Origin of the sequence: Burkholderia sp. S171 (assembly GCF_009766085.1) — a bacterium.
GTDB lineage: Bacteria > Pseudomonadota > Gammaproteobacteria > Burkholderiales > Burkholderiaceae > Caballeronia.
Map to the genome: position 1 here is coordinate 143,099 of NZ_LMUF01000035.1, position 20,723 is coordinate 163,821.

General features: G+C 60.3%; 21 protein-coding genes. 7 read left to right on the forward strand and 14 right to left on the reverse strand.

Features of this window, described 5'->3' with window-relative positions:
* Positions 1-51: 51 nt before the first annotated feature.
* Genes ispE through GSQ93_RS18920 form a run of 3 tightly spaced genes read right to left on the reverse strand, consistent with a single transcriptional unit; the run spans position 52 to position 3,489 of the window.
* Positions 52-972 (reverse strand): 4-(cytidine 5'-diphospho)-2-C-methyl-D-erythritol kinase, encoded by a 921-nt coding sequence (gene ispE / locus GSQ93_RS18910; protein WP_158937178.1) that lies wholly within the window; start codon positions 970-972, stop codon positions 52-54.
* A gap of 16 nt (positions 973-988) precedes the next feature.
* Positions 989-1,561: a lipoprotein insertase outer membrane protein LolB gene (gene lolB, locus GSQ93_RS18915; protein WP_216857636.1), complete on the reverse strand. Its 573-nt coding sequence runs from the start codon at positions 1,559-1,561 to the stop codon at positions 989-991.
* A 59-nt stretch (positions 1,562-1,620) separates the two neighbouring features.
* Positions 1,621-3,489 carry a tetratricopeptide repeat protein gene (locus tag GSQ93_RS18920; protein ID WP_158937180.1) on the reverse strand — a complete coding sequence of 623 codons (1,869 nt, stop codon included), beginning with the start codon at positions 3,487-3,489 and terminating at the stop codon, positions 1,621-1,623.
* Positions 3,490-3,574: 85 nt separating this feature from the next.
* On the opposite strand from GSQ93_RS18920, the gene mutM reads away from it, so the two are divergent.
* The gene (gene mutM, locus GSQ93_RS18925; protein ID WP_158937181.1) at positions 3,575-4,405 is read left to right on the forward strand and encodes a bifunctional DNA-formamidopyrimidine glycosylase/DNA-(apurinic or apyrimidinic site) lyase; all 831 of its coding nucleotides are present in this window, start codon (positions 3,575-3,577) and stop codon (positions 4,403-4,405) included.
* A 4-nt stretch (positions 4,406-4,409) separates the two neighbouring features.
* Positions 4,410-5,468, forward strand: coding sequence for an A/G-specific adenine glycosylase (gene mutY / locus GSQ93_RS18930; protein ID WP_158937182.1), 1,059 nt, complete (start codon positions 4,410-4,412; stop codon positions 5,466-5,468).
* Between the two features lie 30 nt (positions 5,469-5,498).
* Here the strand turns inward: mutY and GSQ93_RS18935 are convergent, their stop codons facing one another.
* The 11 genes from GSQ93_RS18935 to kdsD all read right to left on the reverse strand — a co-directional run bounded on the left by GSQ93_RS18935 (position 5,499) and on the right by kdsD (position 15,137).
* Entirely contained in the window at positions 5,499-6,131 is a 633-nt protein-coding gene (locus tag GSQ93_RS18935) for an LON peptidase substrate-binding domain-containing protein (RefSeq protein ID WP_158937183.1), read from the reverse strand.
* Positions 6,132-6,166: 35 nt separating this feature from the next.
* Positions 6,167-7,063 (reverse strand): RNase adapter RapZ, encoded by an 897-nt coding sequence (rapZ, locus tag GSQ93_RS18940; RefSeq protein ID WP_158937184.1) that lies wholly within the window; start codon positions 7,061-7,063, stop codon positions 6,167-6,169.
* Between the two features lie 111 nt (positions 7,064-7,174).
* Positions 7,175-8,143 carry an HPr(Ser) kinase/phosphatase gene (hprK, locus tag GSQ93_RS18945; protein WP_031357600.1) on the reverse strand — a complete coding sequence of 323 codons (969 nt, stop codon included), beginning with the start codon at positions 8,141-8,143 and terminating at the stop codon, positions 7,175-7,177.
* A 187-nt stretch (positions 8,144-8,330) separates the two neighbouring features.
* A complete protein-coding gene (gene ptsN, locus GSQ93_RS18950) occupies positions 8,331-8,822 on the reverse strand; it encodes a PTS IIA-like nitrogen regulatory protein PtsN (RefSeq protein WP_367889766.1) in 492 nt (163 codons plus the stop codon).
* 399 nt (positions 8,823-9,221) lie between these two features.
* On the reverse strand, positions 9,222-9,581 hold the full coding sequence (gene raiA / locus GSQ93_RS18955) for a ribosome-associated translation inhibitor RaiA (protein ID WP_158937185.1): 360 nt from the start codon (positions 9,579-9,581) through the stop codon (positions 9,222-9,224).
* 175 nt (positions 9,582-9,756) lie between these two features.
* Positions 9,757-11,283: an RNA polymerase factor sigma-54 gene (locus tag GSQ93_RS18960; protein WP_158937186.1), complete on the reverse strand. Its 1,527-nt coding sequence runs from the start codon at positions 11,281-11,283 to the stop codon at positions 9,757-9,759.
* A gap of 164 nt (positions 11,284-11,447) precedes the next feature.
* Positions 11,448-12,215, reverse strand: coding sequence for an LPS export ABC transporter ATP-binding protein (gene lptB, locus GSQ93_RS18965; RefSeq protein ID WP_158937289.1), 768 nt, complete (start codon positions 12,213-12,215; stop codon positions 11,448-11,450).
* A gap of 11 nt (positions 12,216-12,226) precedes the next feature.
* Positions 12,227-12,937, reverse strand: a complete 711-nt coding sequence (gene lptA, locus GSQ93_RS18970; RefSeq protein WP_158937187.1) for a lipopolysaccharide transport periplasmic protein LptA — start codon at positions 12,935-12,937, stop codon at positions 12,227-12,229.
* Positions 12,938-12,985: 48 nt separating this feature from the next.
* On the reverse strand, positions 12,986-13,585 hold the full coding sequence (gene lptC / locus GSQ93_RS18975; protein ID WP_158937188.1) for an LPS export ABC transporter periplasmic protein LptC: 600 nt from the start codon (positions 13,583-13,585) through the stop codon (positions 12,986-12,988).
* Between the two features lie 5 nt (positions 13,586-13,590).
* The gene (locus GSQ93_RS18980; protein ID WP_158937189.1) at positions 13,591-14,154 is read right to left on the reverse strand and encodes an HAD family hydrolase; all 564 of its coding nucleotides are present in this window, start codon (positions 14,152-14,154) and stop codon (positions 13,591-13,593) included.
* Positions 14,154-15,137 carry an arabinose 5-phosphate isomerase KdsD gene (gene kdsD, locus GSQ93_RS18985; protein ID WP_158937190.1) on the reverse strand — a complete coding sequence of 328 codons (984 nt, stop codon included), beginning with the start codon at positions 15,135-15,137 and terminating at the stop codon, positions 14,154-14,156. The genes GSQ93_RS18980 and kdsD overlap by 1 nt, the downstream gene beginning before the upstream one ends.
* A 181-nt stretch (positions 15,138-15,318) precedes the next feature.
* Between kdsD and GSQ93_RS18990 the strand changes: the two genes are divergently transcribed.
* From GSQ93_RS18990 to purU, 5 genes are all read left to right on the forward strand, one after another.
* Positions 15,319-17,319, forward strand: a complete 2,001-nt coding sequence (locus GSQ93_RS18990) for a monovalent cation:proton antiporter family protein (protein WP_158937191.1) — start codon at positions 15,319-15,321, stop codon at positions 17,317-17,319.
* Between the two features lie 21 nt (positions 17,320-17,340).
* Positions 17,341-17,916, forward strand: coding sequence for an adenine phosphoribosyltransferase (locus GSQ93_RS18995; RefSeq protein ID WP_158937192.1), 576 nt, complete (start codon positions 17,341-17,343; stop codon positions 17,914-17,916).
* A 32-nt stretch (positions 17,917-17,948) separates the two neighbouring features.
* Entirely contained in the window at positions 17,949-18,563 is a 615-nt protein-coding gene (locus GSQ93_RS19000; protein ID WP_158937193.1) for a LysE family translocator, read from the forward strand.
* A gap of 139 nt (positions 18,564-18,702) precedes the next feature.
* Positions 18,703-19,548: an NUDIX hydrolase family protein gene (locus tag GSQ93_RS19005; protein WP_158937194.1), complete on the forward strand. Its 846-nt coding sequence runs from the start codon at positions 18,703-18,705 to the stop codon at positions 19,546-19,548.
* 57 nt (positions 19,549-19,605) lie between these two features.
* The gene (gene purU / locus GSQ93_RS19010) at positions 19,606-20,475 is read left to right on the forward strand and encodes a formyltetrahydrofolate deformylase (protein ID WP_158937195.1); all 870 of its coding nucleotides are present in this window, start codon (positions 19,606-19,608) and stop codon (positions 20,473-20,475) included.
* Positions 20,476-20,723: the final 248 nt, after the last annotated feature.

Genomic DNA, 20,723 nt, shown 5'->3' on the forward strand with positions numbered 1-20,723 from the left:
TAACTTTGAGTCCTGCCGGGTAGTGTAGGACAAACCCGGCGAAACAAAACTTTACGACGCGAAAGCAAAGAGAGGATGCGAATCCAGACTTTCGGTCACTGTACTTTTCCAGCTTGCCGGGAGTTTGGCTTGCGCCATCTCAGCTTCGGCTTTGCTACGAAAAGCGGCAAACACGCTCGCTCCAGATCCGGTCATTCGCGCAGGTGAAAGATTCGAAAACCACTCAATCACCTTAGCTACTTCCGCGTACTTCTCAACCACAACTGCCTGCATATCATTTCGGCCGAAGCTGTCAGGCCAATCTGCGTCAGAACTATGTTGTGCAAGGAAGTCCGTAATTGTGAGGACTTTTGAGTCCCTTGTCAACGCTTTCTCCGAGAAAATCGCAGCAGTTGGAACATGCACCGCAGGAGTCACCACCAGGAAGAAGCGCGTCGGTAAATCGACCACCTGCAGCGCCTCGCCCACGCCTTCGGCAAAAGCATTGCGCCCAAAGACGAAAAACGGCACATCGGCGCCAAGTTTCAACGCCAGGTCCTGCAACGCTTGTCGCGACAAATCCACGCCCCACAATCGATTCAGGGCCAGCAGCGTGGTCGCGGCGTCAGAGCTGCCACCGCCGAGACCGGCGCCCATGGGCAGTATTTTATCAATTTCTATGTCGACGCCAAGGGGACTGCCCGTTGTCGACTGCAGCAGACGCGCAGCACGGACAACAAGGTCATCCGCTTCCGGCACGCGCGGAACATCGGTTTTACGCGCGATCACGCCGTCGTCACGACGGGTGAAGTGCAGCCGGTCGCCCCAGTCGAGTAACTGGAACACCGTCTGCAACGCGTGATAGCCGTCCGGGCGGCGCCCGGTGATGTGCAAAAACAGATTGAGCTTGGCCGGCGCGAGACAGTCGCGAAGGGAAACATCGGCCAGCGGACCCGCTTGACCCGGCGACGAACGCGATAAAGATGACTGCATGCGATTGAACTAAGCGTTACTGGTCGAGGACGAGCTTGATGTCGAGCGGAGGTTCGGCACGCGACAGATTCAGGCGTTTCACGCCGGTTGCAGGCGCGTCGGCGTAGGCCACGTAGTCGATGGTCCAGCCGTCCTGCTTGATTTCCTTCAGGCGGCCGTTTTCCGACGACGAATCCATGGTCGTGCGTGCTCGCGACGTTGGCGCGGGCGATGGCTGCAGCCAGTACCGCAAGCCTTCCACAGGCAGCGCGAAGCCGAGCGTGGTGCCCATGAGGTCGGAGACGTTATCGGCGGTCTGCGGATCGCGGTTCGGTAGTTCGAGCGTGGCCGAAGACGGCGACGACGTCACGATAGCCAGCGTTTGCCCAAGCGGATTGCGCAATTGCAGGGTGACGGTGTCGCCGGTTTCCTGCCAGTCGAAGTTGCCGTACGCGTTGCGCTGCTGGCCGTTCTGGTCGTTGTACTGCACCGCGAACCGGCCGTGATAAGCGCGGCTGGTCTGTGCGGTCACCGCGGTTGCTGCATTTGAGGTTGTCGGCACGCGCGGTTTGATCGCGCACCCCGACACCACCACCACACCCGCTGCCATCAGCGCCAGTGCGCCGCGACGTGCGCGCTGACCGGTCAGGAAATTCGTTGCAATCAAGTTCAAAGGTCGTTCACCTGGAATCGTTTGAGCGTTTTCAACAATGTGTCGTTGCCGGGTTCGAGCTTTTGCGCCTGGCGCCATGTATTACGCGCCTGGTCCTGCTGCCCTGACTTCCACTGCACTTCGCCAAGATGAGCGCCAATTTCAGCGTTCGGCTGCAGGTCATAGGCTTTCTTCAGGATGCTGGCCGCTTCCATGGAATTGCCCATCCGATACTTCGCCCAGCCGAGGCTGTCCATGATGAACGCGTCGTTTGGCGCAAGCGACACCGCCTTCTCGATCAGCTTTTCCGCTTCGTCCAGCCGCTCGTTGCGATCGACGAGCGAATAGCCGAGCGCGTTATACGCCTGCGCATTGTCCGGCTGCTCTTTCATCAGGTTGCGCAACTGCGTTTCCATGGTGTCGTAATGGCCGTTCTTCTCGGCTGCCATGGCGTAGTCGTAGGAAATGTCCGGGTCATCGGGGAACGCCGCCGATGCCTTCGCTAACGCCGCTTCCGCCTCCGGATAACGCTGCGCCTGGAACAGCATGGCGGCGTCCGTGCGCGCGAGCAGCGCCAGGTCGCGGGGATCCGATGTCTGCAGGCTGCCCAGCAACTGGCGCGCTTCGTCGACCTTGCCGTGCGAGGCGAGGATCTGCGCGCGCGTGACCTGTGCCGGCAGATACTGCTGGCTCGCGCGCGGAATCTTGTCGAGCCACTGGTTCGCGGCCACGTCGTCTTTCTTCTCCAGCGACAACTGCGCGAGGTAGATATAAGCCTGTCCCGGATCAGCGCCCGGCGTGCTTTCAGCCGCCGCCGCGTACTGTTTCAGGTAATCCTGCGCCTTGTCCGGCTGTTTCTTCTGAATGTTGATCAGCGCGAGCGCCATCAGCGGCGTCAAATCTTTCGCGTCGTTCTTGCGCATGATTTCGAACTGCTTCTGGGCGTCGTCGAGACGATCCGCCGACAAATACAGTTGCGCCAGCGCAAGCCGTGCGTCGTGCGACTTCGGATCCTTCTCAAGGTATTTCTCGAACGAAGCAATACCTTCATTGCGTTCGTTCGGCCCCATGCGCGCAAGCGTCAACGCGGCAGGCAAGTAGTCGGGCTTCAATTTCAGCGCTTGTTCAAGCGATGCCTTCGCGCCCGGCTGGTCGTCGGCGGCAATTTCCTGCCGGGCAAGCGCCAGTTGCGTTTCCGGCCGGTCCAGATCGTTCTTGACCAGATCCTTCAACACATTCAACCCGCCTACGCGATTCGGTCCGCGAGAGAGCAGGATCTGCAGCGAAAGGATCGCGTCGCCACGCTGCTCCGCCGGTACTTTCGCGAGCTCGGTGGTGAGGATCGGCTTGGCGTCGTCAGGTTTGCCGGAGAGGATCAGCAGCGACGCGCTCAACTGCGCCGCGCGTTCCGAATTCGGTGAAAACTGCTGCCAAAGCTGGACGGCCGTCAGCGCGTCGTTGGGACTTTGTGCGGCAATTGCAATCTCGGTCGCACGCTGCGCGAAGCGTGGATCGTGCGTATCGCGCGCGAGGGCGAGATACGTCTGATAGGCGGGCGCTGCCTGATTGCGTTGCAACGCGACTTCGGCCGCGAGCACCTGGAACACAATCTGGCTGGACGCGGCCACATTCGGCAAGTCCTGTACTTCCTTGCCCGTGGGCGGCGCGGTGATCAGGTCCGCGGCACTGATGGCGGATTGATCGTCGTCAGGCGAGGGAGCTTGCGCGGGGCTTTGCGCATAGGCAGGCGCAAGCGCAAACGCGGCCACCGCGAGCGCCACTGCGGCCGCGAGCTTGCTTGAGTAGACCGGCTTACCGCGTGCGGCGCTCGTTTGAGCGGTCGCTGCACGCTGCTTCGAAAACAACTTTACGAAGGACAAGTTCATGGAAATCCGATCAATGTTTCAGTCGATTGTAACGCGCTCGCTACAATACGCGCACATCCCACAGCAAGTTACAGACCAGTAAAACATGCCAGAGTTGCCGGAAGTCGAAGTAACCCGACGCGGGATCGAACCGTTCGTTACCGGACGCCGGGTTGAGCGTGTCGATGTCCGTACGCCGGCGCTGCGCTGGCCGATTCCGCCGCATCTCGCGAAGACGATGAAAGCGCTGAAAATCGACAAGGTCGAGCGACGCGGCAAGTACCTGTTGTTCGAAACCGCCGAAGGCTGGCTGATTGTGCATCTGGGCATGACAGGGACGCTGCGCGTTCTCCGTAACGTGCCACGTCCGCCAGATGCGGCGAAGCATGATCATATCGACTTGATCTTCGATGAATTCATTTTGCGCTTTCGCGATCCGCGGCGCTTTGGCGCGGTGCTCTGGCATGCGCGCGCGGACGGCGACGTGCTCGACCATCCGCTGCTGGCGGGTCTGGGCGTAGAGCCATTCACTGCCGAATTTTCCGGCGCGTTGATGTACCGGCAGACGCGCGGGCGCAAGGTGTCCGTCAAGCAGGCCTTGCTCGCGGGCACGATGGTGGTCGGCGTGGGCAACATCTATGCGTCCGAGAGCCTGTTTCGTGCGGGTATCCGGCCGACGGTCGCCGCCGGGCGCGTCTCGCTCGTGCGCTACGATCTCCTCGCCGACGCCGTGCGTACGACGCTTGCCGCGGCCATCGAAAAGGGCGGCAGCACGTTGCGCGATTTCGTGGGCAGCAATGGCGAGTCAGGCTATTTCCAGCTCGATTATTTCGTCTATGATCGCGCCGGATTGCCATGCCATGTTTGCGGAACGGCCATCAAACAAATCGTGCAAGGCCAACGATCCACGTACTTCTGCCCGCGCTGCCAGCGCTAGCTCCATGCTCCAGCTTACCGACTTCTCCACGCGCCTGATCGCGTGGCAACGTGTTCACGGCCGCCACGACCTGCCGTGGCAAAACACGCGCGATGCCTACCGGATCTGGTTGTCCGAAATCATGTTGCAGCAGACGCAGGTGGCGACGGTGATCCCGTACTACGCGCGTTTTCTCGACCGTTTCCCCGATGTGAACGCGCTCGCCTTCGCCCCGATCGACGACGTCATGGCGCTCTGGGCCGGCCTCGGCTACTACTCGCGCGCGCGAAATCTGCATCGATGCGCGTTTGTGGTGGCGACAGAGCATGGCAGCGAGTTTCCCCGCGGCGTCGATGCGTTGGCTGAACTGCCGGGAATTGGGCGATCGACGGCGGCCGCCATTGCGTCGTTCGCGTTTGGCGCGCGCGCGACGATTCTCGATGGCAACGTTAAGCGAGTGCTCGCGCGGGTGTTTGGTATCGAAGGATTTCCGGGCGAAAAGCGCGTCGAAAACACGATGTGGACACTGGCCGAATCGCTGCTTCCCGACGCCGCTCACAAGGACGAAGTTACCGCTTATACGCAGGGTTTGATGGATCTCGGCGCGACGCTGTGCGTGCGTGGCAAGCCGGATTGCGCGCGTTGTCCGTTTGCCCCCGATTGCGTGGCGAATGTGACCGGGCGGCAAAAGGAATTGCCCACATCCCGCCCGAAAAAGACCGTGCCGACTCGCAAGACCTGGATGCTGGTGTTGCAGGATGGCGATAGCGTCCTGCTTGAAAAGCGTCCGCCGACGGGCATCTGGGGCGGTCTATGGAGCTTGCCGCAAGCCGCTGATGAAGAAGCACTCGCGGCGGTTTCGCATAGCTTCGGCGGGTCGGGAGAGCTTCAGCGGCTCACGTCTTTCACGCATACGTTCACGCATTTCAAACTGGATATCGAGCCGCGTCTCGGGCAGGCGAACGGCGTGTCCGATGCTGCCGATAACCAGACCGTGTGGGCGCCGCTTGCGAATATCGATGCGTACGGCGTACCCGCGCCCGTGCGCAAACTGCTTGATGCACTGCAGGGCTCGCTGATTTGATAGGGCGGGACGCTCAAGCCTGAAGCAACGTCAAAGCAGTTGATGCTGCTGCATATAGTGATGCACGACATCGATTCGCGCGGCCGCGTCTTCAAGTTCCATCAGCTTTTGCCGGGCGCGCATGGGGATTGGCAGGATCTCGGATAAACGGTTCGACACCCACGTCGGATCGTCGAGAAGGAAGGGCTCCGTGAACGGCAGGTCCTTCGGCTCGCGCGCCTTGATTGCATCGATGATCCGCTCCAGCACTTCCGCGCACGCACCAAATTTCACCAACGCTTGCGCGTCGTCCATCGGCGTATCGTCGCCAATGGTTTCCGCTACGCCCACGAGCAAATTGCTCGCCTCCACGCGATGCGACAACAGCCGAAAGCGTGTCGTGCCACGCGCCTGGACCAACAACATGCCGAACGTGTCCACGTCGCATTGCGTGATCTCGGCCAGGCAGCCGATGCTTTCGGGCACCGACGGGGCCCCCGGTGACGCTATCTCATTACCGCTTTTCAAGAGGCACACGCCGAATGGCGTGCCTTCGCGCAAGCACGCACGCGCCATGTCGAGATAGCGGGCTTCAAAGATTTTCAGGGGGAGATGGCCGCCCGGAAACAACACGGTATGCAGCGGAAACAGCGGCAGGTCGGCGAGAAGGGGATTAGTGGACATCGCGCGCTTCTTTAAAAAAGGCCGCCCGAAGGCGATCAGGTTTGCAAGGGCGCGACGTGTCCATCCACAGCGATGGGTGCGTCGCGATGCCGCACAATCACATTAGCCTTGTCCCCGAAGCGCGCGGCGAGCGCCTGGGCGATGAATACGGAGCGATGCTGGCCGCCCGTACAGCCGATTGCCACCGTGAGGTAACTCCGGTTGTCGTCACGAAATTGCGGCAGCCATTTAGCGATGAACGTACCCACGTCGTCGATCATCTGGTGGACCATCGGCTGCGCGGACAAAAAGTCGATAACCGGCTTGTCCAGGCCCGTCAGCGGCCGCAGTTGGTGATCGTAATAGGGATTTGGGAGCGTACGGACATCGAAGACGAAATCGGCGTCCAGCGGCACGCCGCGCTTGAATCCGAACGATTCGAACATCAACGTTAGCCCGGCCTGTTCCTGTTCAATAAAACTCTTCACCCACGCGCGCAACACGTTCGCCCGCAGATTGCTGGTGTCGATCTGATGGCCAAATTCGGCCAGTCCCGACACCAGTTCGCGCTCGCTTTCGATCGCTTCACCCAGCGACGTCAGCAGGCCCACGTCGGCGTTGTGATTGGACGAACCCGACAACGGATGGCGCCGGCGCGTCTCGGAGAAGCGCTGAATCAGCGACTGAGTACTCGCGTTGAGAAACAGCACGCGCAGGTCGAACGCTTGCGACAGGTCTTTGATGATAGCGGGCACTTCGTCGAGCGAACGGCTCGAACGCGCGTCGATAGCGACGGCCAGACGCGCCTGCCCTTGCGAGTCGAGATACTTGGCGAGCTCGGGCAGGAAGCGCGGAGGCAGGTTGTCGACGCAATAGTAGCCGGCGTCTTCGAGCGCGTTCAGGGCAACCGATTTGCCGGAGCCGGAAATACCGGTAATCAGAATAATGCGCATGAATAAGGACTCGTTCGCTCGAGATAAAAGCACGCAAAAAGTTCGGGTCCAGGCGGCGGCTCAGTACTTTGACTCAGTACGCGATGCCGCCGGTTTTGCCATACAAACCGATCAGATCAGCTTGCCGGGAAACTGGCTTTCGGGGTCCTGCATGGCAAGGCGCTGACGATCCATGAAGTCGCGCAACGTATCGATACCCCGCAATTGCAGGATCGTGTTGCGCACCGCCGCTTCCACCAGCACGGCCAGATTTCGGCCGGCAGCCACCTGAATAGTGACCTTGCTGATCGGCAAGCCGAGCACGTCGACCGCCTGGCTTTCCAGTGGCAGCCGCTGAAATTCACCGTCCGGACGACGCACAAGCTGAACGATCAGCTTCAGCTTCATTTTCCGCCGAACGGCGGTTTCACCAAAGATGGTTTTGATATCCAGCAGGCCCAGACCCCGCACTTCCAGCAGGTTCTGCAGCAGCGGCGGGCATCGGCCTTCGACAAAATCCGGACCGAGGCGCACGAAGTCTACGGCGTCGTCAGCGACAAGACCGTGACCGCGGCTGATCAACTCGAGCCCGAGTTCGCTTTTGCCAAGACCGGAGTCGCCGGTCAGGAGCACACCCATGCCGAGGATGTCGAGGAACACGCCGTGCAGCGTGGCGCGCGGAGCAAGAATCCGCGACATGTAGAGGCGCAGGCTGTCGATCACCGCCGCCGCCGACATGCGCGTGGTAAAGAGCGGCGTGGACGAGCGGGTGCATCGCAGAACCAGTTCGGGCGGCGCGCCGACTTCGCCTGCAACCACCAGAAACGGCGGTTCCAGCGCGATCAGTTCGGCCATGTTGCGCGACCTGTCTTCGTCGGACTGGCGTTGGTAGTAGGTGATTTCGGCGTCGCCGAGTACCTGGATACGGTTGGGGTGAATCAGGTTCAGGTGCCCGACGAGATCGGCGCTTGACGTTGCATTGGCAACGGTTTCGGTCGAAAAGCCGCGCTCCCAGCCTTCGTGACCCGTTAGCCAGCTTAGTTTCAGTGCGGCTGCGTTGTCGTCGAAAATGCTCTGGGCGTTGATGCTGGACGTATCCATGAGGCCGGAACTCCGAGAGAGGCCGCGAGCATGGGGCAATTCAAGAGCCGGATTTGGTCTCTTAAATGCTTCGCTCAATAGGACCGATTGTGCGCTAGAAGGGCCGCCGGCGCGAGAGGGCCGTTGGGCCTGGTCTTTCGCGCCGAGTCCGGCTTCAAGTCCAGCACGAGGACTGGCTTGGGAGAGCTCAGGGCTGCCATTGCGTGAGCACCTGATACAGCGCCTCACGGTTTTCTTCAGTATTCAGGCGTTCGCGTGCTTCCCGGTCGGACAGTAGCTGCGCTATTTCCGAGAGGATTTCGAGGTGCTGTTGCGTGGCCTGCTCGGGAACAAGCAGAAAGATCAGCAGCGACACGGGCTGCCCGTCCGGCGATTCGAAAGCGATCGGCTCAGCCAGGCGCACGAAGGCGGCGAGCGGATGCTTCAGGCCCTTGATGCGTCCGTGGGGAATGGCGACACCTTCGCCGAGACCGGTCGAGCCAAGGCGCTCGCGCGCAAAGAGATTGTCGGTAACGGTACTGCGGCCAATGCCGTTCTGGTTCTCGAAGATCAGGCCCGCTTGCTCGAATACACGTTTCTTGCTAGTGACGGACAGTCCGAGGACGACATTTTCGAGGGGAAGAAATTTGGCTAAACGATTCATGTTGGCAGGCAGATGCGTGGCCTGAATTCTCCTCATCGTGGCGGCTGCAGAACCTGCGCTAAACGCTCACGGCGATTTTGGTAAGGAATGCGCGGGAGACGAAAGTCTCGCTTCACTCCGATTAACAATCCCGGTACTAACCGGACCATTATAGATCAGCGTAATCAAACGATGGTGCGCCGCGCCATACACTGGGCGCGTTTGTTGCGCTTAACGCAACGCCTGCTGTTTTGCTCCAATTTACCCCTGGTTGCCGCAAAAAACCGTCCGAATCGTGCGGCGACAAAAAAGCCGCCTGCTTTCAGGCGGCTCGTGCCGACTATCGGACTGACGGGTTCCGGTCCACATTGTTCCGGAATCCGGCGCATCGCAAAAAAGCTCCAGCCGATGCGCCGTTCAACCCGTTTGAATCATTCCTCTAACCGTTCATGGACCTCACGGCGCCGGAACTTCGCTCTCCAGCGGTTCGTGTCCGTACTTCATGGTGGCGTGCGCATGCTCCTGGATCTTGTCCTTGTGGCGCAGCACTTGCCTGTCCAGCTTGTCGACCATCAGGTCGATCGCCGCGTACATATCAACGTCACAACTCTCGATGAAAATGTCCTTGCCCTTCAGATGCAGGTTGATTTCGACCTTTTGCCGCTTGTCCTTTTCCCTATGATTGTCGACCGAGAGGACCACACTGCCGTCGATCACCTGATCGAAGTGCCGTAGCACTCTATCCAGTTTGGTGATCACATATTCTCGCAACGCAGGCGTCAATTCGAGATGGTGTCCACTGATCTGCAGATTCATAGTTGCTCTCCAAGCTAATGGCCGCCTGGACGCTATCACGCTGCCGAAACCGGTCGCTGCTTGCCCGTACGTGTCCATTCTGTTGAACGGCGGTACGGAACGGGAAAACGCATCGGCCAGCTCGCTCGCGCTTTTGCGACGCGGCCGGTAAAGGCCCGCCGCAACATGCAGCGGGCTACAGAGACTTTCGCAAATTCACTGCCGGGATTTTCAGAGCTTCGCGATATTTGGCCACCGTACGGCGCGCGACCACGAATCCCTGTTCTGCCAGCAACTCTGCGATGCGGCTGTCTGAAAGAGGAGATTTTGAGTCTTCGGCTCCTATCAGTTGTTTGATGAGTGCCCGGATCGCCGTGGACGATGCCGCGCCACCCGTGTCGGTTGAAACGTGCGATCCGAAGAAGTACTTAAATTCAAGCGTCCCGAATGGGGTCAGCATGTACTTACCGGTTGTCACACGTGAGACGGTGGATTCGTGTAAACCCAGCGTATCAGCAATCTCCCTCAAAACCAAGGGCCGCATTGCAATTTCACCATGCGCGAAAAAGTTCTTCTGACGCTCCACAATGGCTTGTGCAACGCGGAGAATCGTCTCGAATCTTTGTTGAATATTCTTGATCAACCAGCGCGCTTCCTGAAGCTGCTGACGCAACGAACCACTGCCCGGATCGCCGCGATTGTTGCGCAAAATATTCGCGTAGAGGTGATTGATGCGAAGCCGCGGCACGATTTCCGGATTCAATTCTGCGGTCCACCCGCTGGACATCTTTCGCACGAGGATGTCGGGAACCACGTAATCTGCTTCGCTTTTCCCGAACGCGGCGCCAGGGAACGGTTCCAGCGAACGGATGAGCAAGTGTGCGTCGCGCAATGCGTCGTCGGATGCCTTGAGCTGCTTGCGCAACCGCGTGAAATCGCGCGCCGCCAGCAGTTCCAGATGGTGCATCACAATATCGAGCGCCAGCGTGCGGATGGGCGATGCGTCGAGCCGCAACAACTGCAGCTTCAGGCATTCGGACGCCGAACGGCCGCCCACTCCCGGCGGATCGAAACTCTGCAGCAACGCCAGCGCCGCGCTCAGTTCGTCGACATCGACTTCGAGTTCATCAGGCAGATCCGACTTCACTTCCTCGAGCGACGACGTGAGGTAACCGTCTTCATCAAGCGATTCAATCAGGAATGTGATCAGCGCACGATCGCGCTGATTCGCCTTTGTCATGCGCAGTTGTGAAGTCAGGTGGTCGCGCAGCGTGGTAGTGGATTCGTGGATTTGCAGCGGCGGCAGGTCGTCGTCGTCCGAGCCGCTATTCGAGCGGCCGTAATCTTCCAGATTCCACGAACTCGAATCCGGGCCGTTGTCCGACGAACTCATGCCGTTGTATTCGTCTACGCCCTGGGGCTCACCGTTTTCGGAGCGGTCGGTCGTGGTCGTGCTACTGCTGCTCGATGACGTGCCGTTGCTCATCATGGGGTCCGGCGCGTTCACCGACGCCCCCGACGTGATCAGCGAGCCGTCCGCTGCCACGCGCAACGGGCTGGTAGTCCAGTCGTCCTCGTTCTCGAGCAGCGGATTTTGCGCGACAGCCATCGCGACTTCCTGCTGCAGTTCGAGCGTCGACAACTGCAGCAGCCGGATGGACTGCTGCAGTTGTGGAGTGAGCGCAAGATGCTGCGACAGGCGGAGTTGGAGGCTGGCTTTCATGGCAAGGTTTTAATCATTGTAGAGAGTTTGCCACGGGCGCGACACCTCGCGGGGATCGACCAAAAACAAGTGCCGCCTCGCGGGCGGCACGTAAGATCTGCTGGGAGCGCGGGACGCCGTCCACAACGGAGTTGCATGGGGCGCAGGACGCTGTGTCCCCGCGCTCACATGCGGAAATGTTCACCGAGATAAACGCGCCGCACGCTCTCATTTTCGATGATATCGCTTGGGGCGCCTGATGCGAGCACGCTGCCGTCGCTGATGATGTAAGCGTGGTCGCAGATGCCAAGCGTCTCGCGCACGTTGTGGTCCGTGATCAGCACGCCAATGTTGCGCTGCTTCAGGAATTTCACGATTTTCTGGATTTCGAGCACGGCAATTGGATCGACGCCGGCAAACGGTTCGTCCAGCAGGATAAACGCCGGATTGGTCGCGAGTGCACGGGCAATTTCCACCCGCCGCCGTTCGCCGCCCGAGAGCGACAAGGCCGGGTTTTCACGTAGATGCGCGATCTGAAGTTCGTCCAGCAACGCTTCCGCGCGATCCGTAATCGCTTGCTTGGAGAGCGGCTTTTCGTTCTCGTCCGTCTGCAGTTCAAGCACCGCGCGAATGTTCTGCTCGACGGTCAGCTTTCGGAACACGGACGCTTCCTGCGGCAAATACGAGAGCCCGAGACGCGCGCGCTTGTGAATGGGCAGCAGGCTGATTGACGTTCCATCGAGCAGGATTTCACCGGCATCCAGCGGCACCAGTCCGACGATCATGTAGAACGACGTGGTCTTGCCCGCGCCGTTCGGCCCGAGCAGCCCGACCACTTCGCCACTTTTCACGTCGAGCGAGACGTCTTTCACGACCGTGCGCGAGCCGTAGCGTTTCTTCAGGTTGCGGACGGTGAGCGAACTGCTCGTGCCGGCCGGCTTACGATGAGGCATGGCGGGCGAATTCACGGCTGCTGCGTTCCTTGCATCTTGGTGGACGGCGTCAGGGTGGCCGGCGCGCCGGTCAGCGGAGCGGCGCCGCCGTTACGCGGGGCGAGCATGGCGCGCACGCGGCCAGTCGGGTTGCCTGGACCGGCGACATCAGCTCCCGCTTTCGCCGTATAGAAGTCTTTCTGGCCGTCGTACGTAATCACGCTGCCGTGGACTTCGTCCTGGATCTTGGTGAGACCGACGAGGCGGCGCACAACGGCGCGGGTAGTCAGCGTGGTGAGATCCTGCTTGCCGTCGTAGTCGATCCGCACGGCATTGCCTTCGATGTATTCGTCGAGGCCGTCGCGTTTCTGGCGGAAATATGAGAGGGCGCCGCCGGTAGAGGTGCCGGTTGCGTACTGATACCCCTGCGGATCCTGCGTCACGTCGACACGGTCGGCCTTGATGATGATCGTGCCTTTGGTCGCGACAACGTGGCCCGTGAATATGTTGACCTGCTTCAGGTCGTCATAGGTCATGTTGTCCGCTTCAATATTCAGCGGCTTGTCGTTGTCGGCGCGTTCGGCGTAAGCGGCCGGGGCGAAGGCCAATAGCGAGGCCGCCAAGGGCAACGCCACGCATGTCGCCGCGATCCCGAATTGCACGATACGTGCGGCGCGGCGCAAAAATGCAGCGCGCGCTGCGCACAGACGGCCGGATTCGGGTCGGAGAAACGGTTTGTTCATGCAGTCACACTTGAATGGATTAAGCGCAATTCGTCGGAACTGCCGGGGTTATTTGGATGAGGTGCCGAGGGTATCGGAGGCAGCGATCTGGCCGCGTACCGTCCCAAACAGCTTCATTACCCGGGTCGCGTTGTTGTAGTTCATGCCGTCGCCCGTCATCACGGACGGACCGCGCTGAAGTTTAACCGGCTTTTCTGTTTCGATGACATCGTCGTTCACAAGGATGCGAAAGTGCACGGAATCCGCCGTCATCTGCGGGTCGCCGTAGCCCGCCACGCGCAAAATGTGGGCGTTCTCGTACAAGTCGACAATCGAGACATCGCCGTTCACCGTGCCCCGCTCGGACGTTGCCGTCACGGTCGGTCGCAGCGGCTGGAACATGCGCATGGCGGGTTTGGTGAGGTCGCTGACTTCATCGTCCTCGTAATGCACCATCGAAATGGCAGTCAGCCGATACTGCGTTGTACCCGTGGTGTCCAGTTCCGAGACGGAGAAGTTGTTCGCGAAGTAGTCAGGTGTGTGTTCCTTCGGGCGCTCCGGTTCCAGGGGCTTGGGCAGCGTAGCCTGCAGCATCCAGTAGGTGACGCCAGCCAGCGCGGCCATGGCGACCACGGGCAGCGCCGAGGACAGTTTCTTGGGTCGTTGCATGGAATTCAGACTCCGATAGCCGCGGCAAGCAGGCCGTCGTAGCGATTCTGCGCGCGCAGGATGGCGTCGCAGACTTCACGCACCGCACCTTCGCCGCCGCGCTTGGCGGTGGCGAAATGGACGCGGTTCATCACTTCGACATGCGCGTTGGCCGGCGCCGCTGCGAAACCGCACAGCCGCATCACGGCGAGATCGGGCCAGTCGTCGCCCATATAGCCGCATTCGGTTGCCGGGATACCCGTGGTTTGCAGCAGTTGAGCGAGCGCGATGGTTTTGTCGGCGACGCCTTGGTGCAGGTGCGTAATGCCCAGTTCACGTGCCCGCGCCGCGACAATGCCGGAGTTGCGCCCGGTGATGATCGCCGTTTGAATGCCCACGGACTGCAGCATTTTCACGCCGTGGCCATCGAGCGAATTGAAGGACTTCATGGCGTCGCCGTCGGCGGTGAAAAACAGGCTGCCGTCGGTGAACACGCCATCGATGTCGAAAATCATCAGTTTCACGCGGCTCGCGCGATCGTGCGCGTTTTCCGTTGCGGCAATATCCGGCGTGAAAGACAAGGTCGACATCAGATTACCTTCTTGGAAAAGAGGTCATGCATGTTCAGGGCGCCGATCAGGATCGCGTTTTCATCGACGACCAGCATCTGATTGATGCGATAACGCTCCATCAGTTCCACCGCTTCCACCGCAAGATGATCCGGACCGATCGTGCGCGGATTACGCGTCATGACATCGATCAGCGGCAATTCGCGGAAATCGCCGTCGCGCTGAAGGATCCTGCGCAGGTCGCCGTCGGTGAAGATCCCTTCAACGTGACGCTTTTCGTTGACCACGGCCGTCATGCCCATGCGCTTGGCGGTGATCTGGAAGAGGGCGTCGGAGACGGTGGCGTCAAGCGGCACTTCCGGCACTTCCGGCCCGACGCGCATGACGTCGCGTACGTAAGTAAGCAGGCGCCGGCCGAGTGCGCCGCCCGGGTGGGAGCGCGCAAAGTCTTCCGGGCCGAAACCGCGGGCGTCGAGGACGGCGACCGCGAGCGCGTCGCTCAACGCGAGCACGGCGGTTGTACTGGCGGTCGGCGAGAGATTCATCGGGCAGGCTTCTTTATCGACGTGCGCATTCAGATGCACGTCGGCCAGTTTCGCGAGGCTTGATTCCGGCCGCCCGGTGATGGCAATCAATTTTGCCCCGAGGCGCTTGATGATGGGCAGAATGGCAACGAGTTCCGCGGTTTCGCCCGAGTTCGACAGGGCGATGAACACGTCGTCGGCGGTCACCATGCCGAGGTCGCCGTGGCTCGCTTCGGCCGGATGAACGAAGAAGCCGGGCGTGCCGGTGCTCGCGAGCGTTGCCGCGAATTTTCGGGCGATGTGCCCGGATTTGCCGATGCCCGATACCACCACGCGGCCCTTGCATCCGAGCAGGAATTCGACGGCGCCGGTGAAGTTGTCGTCGAGTTGCGCGGACAGGCCGCGCACAGCGTCGGCTTCAATTTCGAGCACGGTGCGAGCCAGCGCGAGTGCCCGGTCGCCATTGATTTTCGCTATCATGCGCGAAGTATAACAAAGGCACCTTTGCGCCGCGCCGGACACGGGGCGGCCTTCAGCCGTTCATCCGCCCCCGAAAGGCCGTGTGTTTTCTTGCGCGCAATGCTTGCGCGCGTTAAAAAAACACAAGATCCGGATGTGCTCCCTGAGCCGCCATCCGCCGACAAACGAGGACGCTAGACGGATGACTTCCCCGCTTGAAATGACGTTGCTGTTGCTGCTGTGTTCAGTGGCAGGGGTCGTCGTATTCCGCTTTTTCAACCTGCCGCCCATGTTGGGTTACCTGGCGGTCGGGATCATCGTCGGACCGCACGCCGCCGGCATCGCGCCGGATAGCGAACGCGCGCAGCATCTGGCGGAATTCGGCGTCGTGTTCCTGATGTTTTCGATCGGGCTTGAATTCTCGTTATCGAAATTGCGATCGATGCGACGGATCGTGTTCGGTCTTGGCGCGAGTCAGGTCGCCGGGACGATTGCGCTGGCGCTGTTGTTCGGGTGGATCGCGAACTTCTGGACGGACATGTCGTGGGAGGCGAGCATCGCGCTGGGCGGCGCGTTGTCGATGTCATCTACCGCCATCGTTTCAAAGATGCTGGCTGAACGGCTTGAACTGGAATCCGAGCATGGCCGGAACATCTTCGGCGTGCTGCTGTTCCAGGATCTGGCCGTGGTGCCGCTGCTGATTATCATTGCCGCGTTCGGCAATGGGAATTCGAAGGAGCTGGCGTTCTGGCTCGCGATTGCGGCCGTGAAGATTGTGGTCGCGTTGACGGTGCTGCTGTTCATCGGCCAGAAGTTCATGACGCGCTGGTTCAATATTGTCGCGCGCCGGCGCTCGCAAGAACTGTTCATGCTGAACCTGCTGCTGGTCACGCTGGGCGCGGCGTTCATTACCGATAAATTCGGCCTGTCGCTCGCGCTCGGCGCGTTTATAGCGGGAATGTTGATCGCGGAAACACCTTACAGGCATCAGGTGGAAGAGGACATCAAGCCGTTCCGCGACGTGCTGCTCGGGCTGTTTTTCGTGACCACGGGCATGCTGCTCAATCCGCGCGTGATCTGGGAACACCCGTTTCTCGTGGCGTCGTTTTTCATCCTGCCGATTCTGCTGAAAGCCGTGATGATTACCGGCCTCGCGCGGCTGTTCGGCTCGCCGCCTGGCGTGGCGATGCGTACCGGCCTTAACTTGGCCCAAGCCGGCGAGTTTGGTTTCGTGCTGCTGAACCTGATCCTCGATAAACACCTGGTCGAGCCGGTGCTACTGCAAGCCATCCTTTCGTCGATGCTGCTTTCCATGCTGGCCGCGCCGTTCATCATCCAGAACGCCGACCGGATCGTGCTGCGGCTTTCATCGACTGAATGGTTGCGGCAGTCGTTGCAAATGACGCGCATCGCGACGCAAAGCATCAAGCAGAGCGGCCACGTGATCATTTGCGGCTACGGCCGGGCGGGGCAAAATCTGGCGCGGATGCTGGAACACGAGGGGTTGTCATACGTCGCGCTCGACCTGGACCCCGATCGCGTGGCGGCAGCGGCGGCGGCGGGTGAAAGCGTGGTTTACGGCGATGCCGGCCGGCGCGAGGCGCTGGTCGCAGCCGGCATACATCGCGCGGCCACGGTCGCCATTACCTTCGCGAACACGCCGTCCGCGTTGCGCGTGCTGCACAGCATCCACGAGCTTGAGCCTACGTTGCCGACCATCGTGCGTACCGTCGATGACGCCGATCTGGAAAAGCTGATCGCGTCTGGCGCGACGGAAGTGATTCCCGAAATTGTGGAAGGAAGTTTGATGCTGGCGTCGCATACGCTGGTGCTGATGGGCGTGCCGATGCGGCGCGTGGTCCGGCGCGTGGAAGAAATGCGCGACGAGCGTTACAGCATGCTGCGCGGATATTTTCACGGCGCGGATGAGGACGACGACGAGCGTCGCGAACAGGTCCGGCTACAATCAGTTCCCGTCGATGAAAACGCCGACGCGGTCGGCCGTACGCTCGATGAGCTAGGCCTGGTGGGCGACGGGGTGGAAGTAACGGCTATTCGCCGGCACGGGATTCGGGGCGTGGCGCCTGATCCGGACACCAAGCTGCGTGCGAGCGACATTGTGGTGCTGCGCGGTTTGCCCGAGGCGCTGCAGCAGGCGGAAGAACGGCTGTCGCGCAATCGCCGTGCGGGCGCGGTAGCCTGACGTTTTCCAGGAGACATCTTCATGTCTGAGTTCGCAGCGCCCTCGGTATCGAATTTATCCAATCCTGCCGGTTTTATCCGCGAGCGGATTCGCACTGTGCCGGACTGGCCGCAGCCCGGCGTGCAGTTCCGCGATATCACGCCGGTTTTGCAGGATCGGCGCGCGTTGCGGACACTGATCGACCTGCTGGTGCAGCGCTATATAGATGCACGTATCGACACAATTGCCGGGCTTGATGCGCGTGGTTTTATCATCGGGCCAATTCTCGCTTACGAATTGAGCCTGGGTTTCGTGCCGATCCGCAAGAAGGGCAAGTTGCCGTTCCGGACGTTGTCGCAATCGTATGAGCTCGAATATGGCAGCGCGACCGTTGAAATTCACGAAGACGCGTGCAAACCGGGCGAGCGCGTGGTGCTGGTTGACGACCTGATTGCGACCGGCGGCACGATGATGGCCGGCAAGATGTTGCTCGAACGGCTTGGCGCGGTGGTGGTCGAGGGCGCGGCGATTATCGATTTGCCGGAGCTTGGCGGGTCAAAACTCCTGCGCGAATCGGGTTTGCCGCTTTATACGGTCTGCGAATTTAGCGGCCACTAATTACTCTGAATTTTCTCGGGATTCTCTGCCCCATGCCTAATTTCCTGTTGTTTCTCGCGGCGTCCATTGCGATTACCGCAGCGCCCGGTCCGGACAATCTTCAGGTGCTCGCGCGCGGCATTTCACAGGGGCGCGCGGCTGGACTGGTCGCGGCGCTTGGGTTTGCTGCCGGCATTTCGTTTCACACGACGCTTGCCGCGCTCGGTGTGGCCGCGTTGCTCAAGTCTTCCCCGATAGCGTTTGAAGCGGTCAAGCTGGCTGGCGCTGCTTATCTGGTCTGGATCGGCATCAAGGCGATTCGTAGCAAGGGTCTGTCGAGCGCGCACGAGCGGCCTAGCCAGCCGTTGGCCGTGGTGTTTCGGCAAAGTGTGATCGGCAATTTGCTGAATCCGAAAGTCACGCTGTTTTTCATCGTGTTCCTGCCGCAGTTCGTGAATCCGCATGGCGGCCAAAGCGTCATGTTGCAGATGTTCGAGCTTGGCGGCGTGTTCATGCTGCAGACCGTCGCGGTGTTCTCGGTTTTTGGCGTTGCCGCCGGGATGATTGGGGCTTATTTGCAGCGGCGTCCGAAGGTGGGCGTGTGGCTCGACCGGCTGGCCGGGGCGACATTTATCGGACTGGGGATTCGCGTGGCGTTTAAGGATTAGGACAGGTTTCGTTCGCATTCGGGCTCCGGATTGCTCCGGCGTATCCGCTGCCATGATTCCGATCCCGATCCCGAAACCCTGACCTGCAGCGAACAAAACCCCCTGTACAATTTCCGGCTTTCCGCCGCCGGGGTCCATCATGAGCTTGCCTGCCATCGTTGCCGCGCGTCGTTTCGATGCTTCGGCGCACCTGCCGTTTTACATCGACCGTGAACGGGTCGGCTGGATTCGGCGTACCGATGTGCCCGCGCTGCACGCATGGCCGGACGTGTTTCATATCGATCAAACGTCGATCCGTCTCTCCAGTACCTTCTCCGATCTCAACGCGCGCAGCGCCGCGCTTGGCGCAGTCATCGGCATGCTGGCCGCGGACGGTCGTATTCCCGGCTGGCGCAACGAAACCTACGCCATCCGCAATGCCTTCGATGCCGAGCCTCTTGCGTTCATCGAACGGGCCGCTTCGAGGTTCTTCGGCACAATGACGTACGCTGTCCATCTGAACGGTATTGTCGAAGAGCCAGGCCGCGCGCCGGAGCTTTGGATCGCCCGGCGCAGCGAAACAAAAGCGACCGATCCAGGCATGCTCGATAACGTGGTGGCGGGCGGTATCGGCTGGGGGACGGGGATCGAGGAAACGCTCGTGAAGGAGTGCTGGGAGGAGGCCGGTATGCAGCCGCAGCTTGCTGCCCAAGCCATTCGCGGGCGCGAATTCTACGTGCTGCAATCGCTGCCCGAAGGTACCCAGGCAGAGCTGATTTACGTTTTCGACCTGACCTTGCCTGCCGATTTCGCGCCGCGCAATCAGGATGGCGAAGTCGGCGAACACCGGCTCGCCGGTATCGATGAAGTCGCGCGATGGATTGAGGAAGGCGCAATGACGGTCGATGCCAGCTTGGCCACTTTGGATTGCCTGCTGCGCCGCAACTGGATAGACGAAGAAGCGTGCGAGGGCATGGCGGAGATTTATTTACCGCCAGTGTTTTGAACACCCGGTGAACACGCGTTGAACGTGCTTTGAAACATCTCAAAGGAGTATCGGTTCATGTCGACCGAACATAGTTTCATCTTGAAGTTGTCGTGTCCGGATCGTCCCGGCATTGTGCATGCCGTGTCCGGATTCCTGTTCGATCTCGGCAGCAATATTCTCGATTCCGCGCAATTCGGCGACAGCCACACCGGCGAATTTTTCATGCGCGTGCATTTTCAGCAGGTCGGTGGCGACCCTGGTCTCGTAGCGTTGCGCACGTCGTTCAGCGCGCTCGCCGATGAATTCGGCATGAAGTGGGAGCTGCATGATGCGTCGGTGAAACCGCGCGTGATGATCATGGTGTCGAAGATCGGGCATTGCCTGAACGACTTGCTGTTCCGATATCGCACGGGGCAACTCGGGATCGAGATTCCGGCGATCGTTTCGAATCATCGTGAGTTTTATCAGCTTGCGGCGAGTTATGACGTACCGTTTCATCATCTGCCGTTGATGGCGTCCACGCCCGAGGGGAAGGCTTCGCAGGAAGCGCGCGTGCTGGAAATTGTCGATCAGCACAAGATTGATCTTGTTGTGCTCGCGCGTTATATGCAGATTTTGTCGCCGGAAATGTGCGTGGCGCTCAATGGCCGGGCGATCAATATTCATCACTCGTTCTTGCCGAGCTTCAAGGGCGCGAAGCCTTATTACCAGGCGTTTGATCGTGGCGTTAAGTTGATTGGTGCTACTGCGCATTACGTGACGACGGATCTTGATGAAGGGCCGATCATCGAGCAGGGAGTGGAGCGCGTGGACCACAGCATGGCGCCGGATCAGTTGACGGCAATTGGGCGGGATGTGGAATGCGTGACGCTCGCGCGCGCGGTGCGGTGGCACGTTGAGCACAGGATTGTGCTGAATGGGAGCAAGACGGTGGTCTTTAAGTAGGTCGTTCGCACTTGGTTTTTGGGGTTTGGGGTTTGGGGTTTGGGGTTTGGGGCGGGAGGGTTCGGGGGGGGCTCGGTCCCAGGGTTAGCGGTCGGGGTCAATGCCCGGTTGCTAGGTTCTAGCGTTAGCGGTCGGAATCAGTGCCGGGTTGCTGCTTTCATTGTTAGCGGTCTGCGTGAGTCGGATTTTCTCTTTATCACTATTAGCCACTGTGCGTGGCGGCACGTCATTTCTTTGTCCAAAGCGAC

Excerpts from the sequence above, each read along its gene's own strand:
- ispE (WP_158937178.1), bottom strand. The coding sequence starts at position 972 with ATGCAGTCATCTTTATCGCGTTCGTCGCCGGGTCAAGCGGGTCCGCTG.
- lolB (WP_216857636.1), bottom strand. The coding sequence starts at position 1,561 with ATGGCAGCGGGTGTGGTGGTGGTGTCGGGGTGCGCGATCAAACCGCGC.
- GSQ93_RS18920 (WP_158937180.1), bottom strand. The coding sequence starts at position 3,489 with ATGAACTTGTCCTTCGTAAAGTTGTTTTCGAAGCAGCGTGCAGCGACC.
- mutM (WP_158937181.1), top strand. The coding sequence starts at position 3,575 with ATGCCAGAGTTGCCGGAAGTCGAAGTAACCCGACGCGGGATCGAACCG.
- mutY (WP_158937182.1), top strand. The coding sequence starts at position 4,410 with ATGCTCCAGCTTACCGACTTCTCCACGCGCCTGATCGCGTGGCAACGT.
- GSQ93_RS18935 (WP_158937183.1), bottom strand. The coding sequence starts at position 6,131 with ATGTCCACTAATCCCCTTCTCGCCGACCTGCCGCTGTTTCCGCTGCAT.
- rapZ (WP_158937184.1), bottom strand. The coding sequence starts at position 7,063 with ATGCGCATTATTCTGATTACCGGTATTTCCGGCTCCGGCAAATCGGTT.
- hprK (WP_031357600.1), bottom strand. The coding sequence starts at position 8,143 with ATGGATACGTCCAGCATCAACGCCCAGAGCATTTTCGACGACAACGCA.
- ptsN (WP_367889766.1), bottom strand. The coding sequence starts at position 8,822 with ATGAGGAGAATTCAGGCCACGCATCTGCCTGCCAACATGAATCGTTTA.
- raiA (WP_158937185.1), bottom strand. The coding sequence starts at position 9,581 with ATGAATCTGCAGATCAGTGGACACCATCTCGAATTGACGCCTGCGTTG.
- GSQ93_RS18960 (WP_158937186.1), bottom strand. The coding sequence starts at position 11,283 with ATGAAAGCCAGCCTCCAACTCCGCCTGTCGCAGCATCTTGCGCTCACT.
- lptB (WP_158937289.1), bottom strand. The coding sequence starts at position 12,215 with ATGCCTCATCGTAAGCCGGCCGGCACGAGCAGTTCGCTCACCGTCCGC.
- lptA (WP_158937187.1), bottom strand. The coding sequence starts at position 12,937 with ATGAACAAACCGTTTCTCCGACCCGAATCCGGCCGTCTGTGCGCAGCG.
- lptC (WP_158937188.1), bottom strand. The coding sequence starts at position 13,585 with ATGCAACGACCCAAGAAACTGTCCTCGGCGCTGCCCGTGGTCGCCATG.
- GSQ93_RS18980 (WP_158937189.1), bottom strand. The coding sequence starts at position 14,154 with ATGTCGACCTTGTCTTTCACGCCGGATATTGCCGCAACGGAAAACGCG.
- kdsD (WP_158937190.1), bottom strand. The coding sequence starts at position 15,137 with ATGATAGCGAAAATCAATGGCGACCGGGCACTCGCGCTGGCTCGCACC.
- GSQ93_RS18990 (WP_158937191.1), top strand. The coding sequence starts at position 15,319 with ATGACTTCCCCGCTTGAAATGACGTTGCTGTTGCTGCTGTGTTCAGTG.
- GSQ93_RS18995 (WP_158937192.1), top strand. The coding sequence starts at position 17,341 with ATGTCTGAGTTCGCAGCGCCCTCGGTATCGAATTTATCCAATCCTGCC.
- GSQ93_RS19000 (WP_158937193.1), top strand. The coding sequence starts at position 17,949 with ATGCCTAATTTCCTGTTGTTTCTCGCGGCGTCCATTGCGATTACCGCA.
- GSQ93_RS19005 (WP_158937194.1), top strand. The coding sequence starts at position 18,703 with ATGAGCTTGCCTGCCATCGTTGCCGCGCGTCGTTTCGATGCTTCGGCG.
- purU (WP_158937195.1), top strand. The coding sequence starts at position 19,606 with ATGTCGACCGAACATAGTTTCATCTTGAAGTTGTCGTGTCCGGATCGT.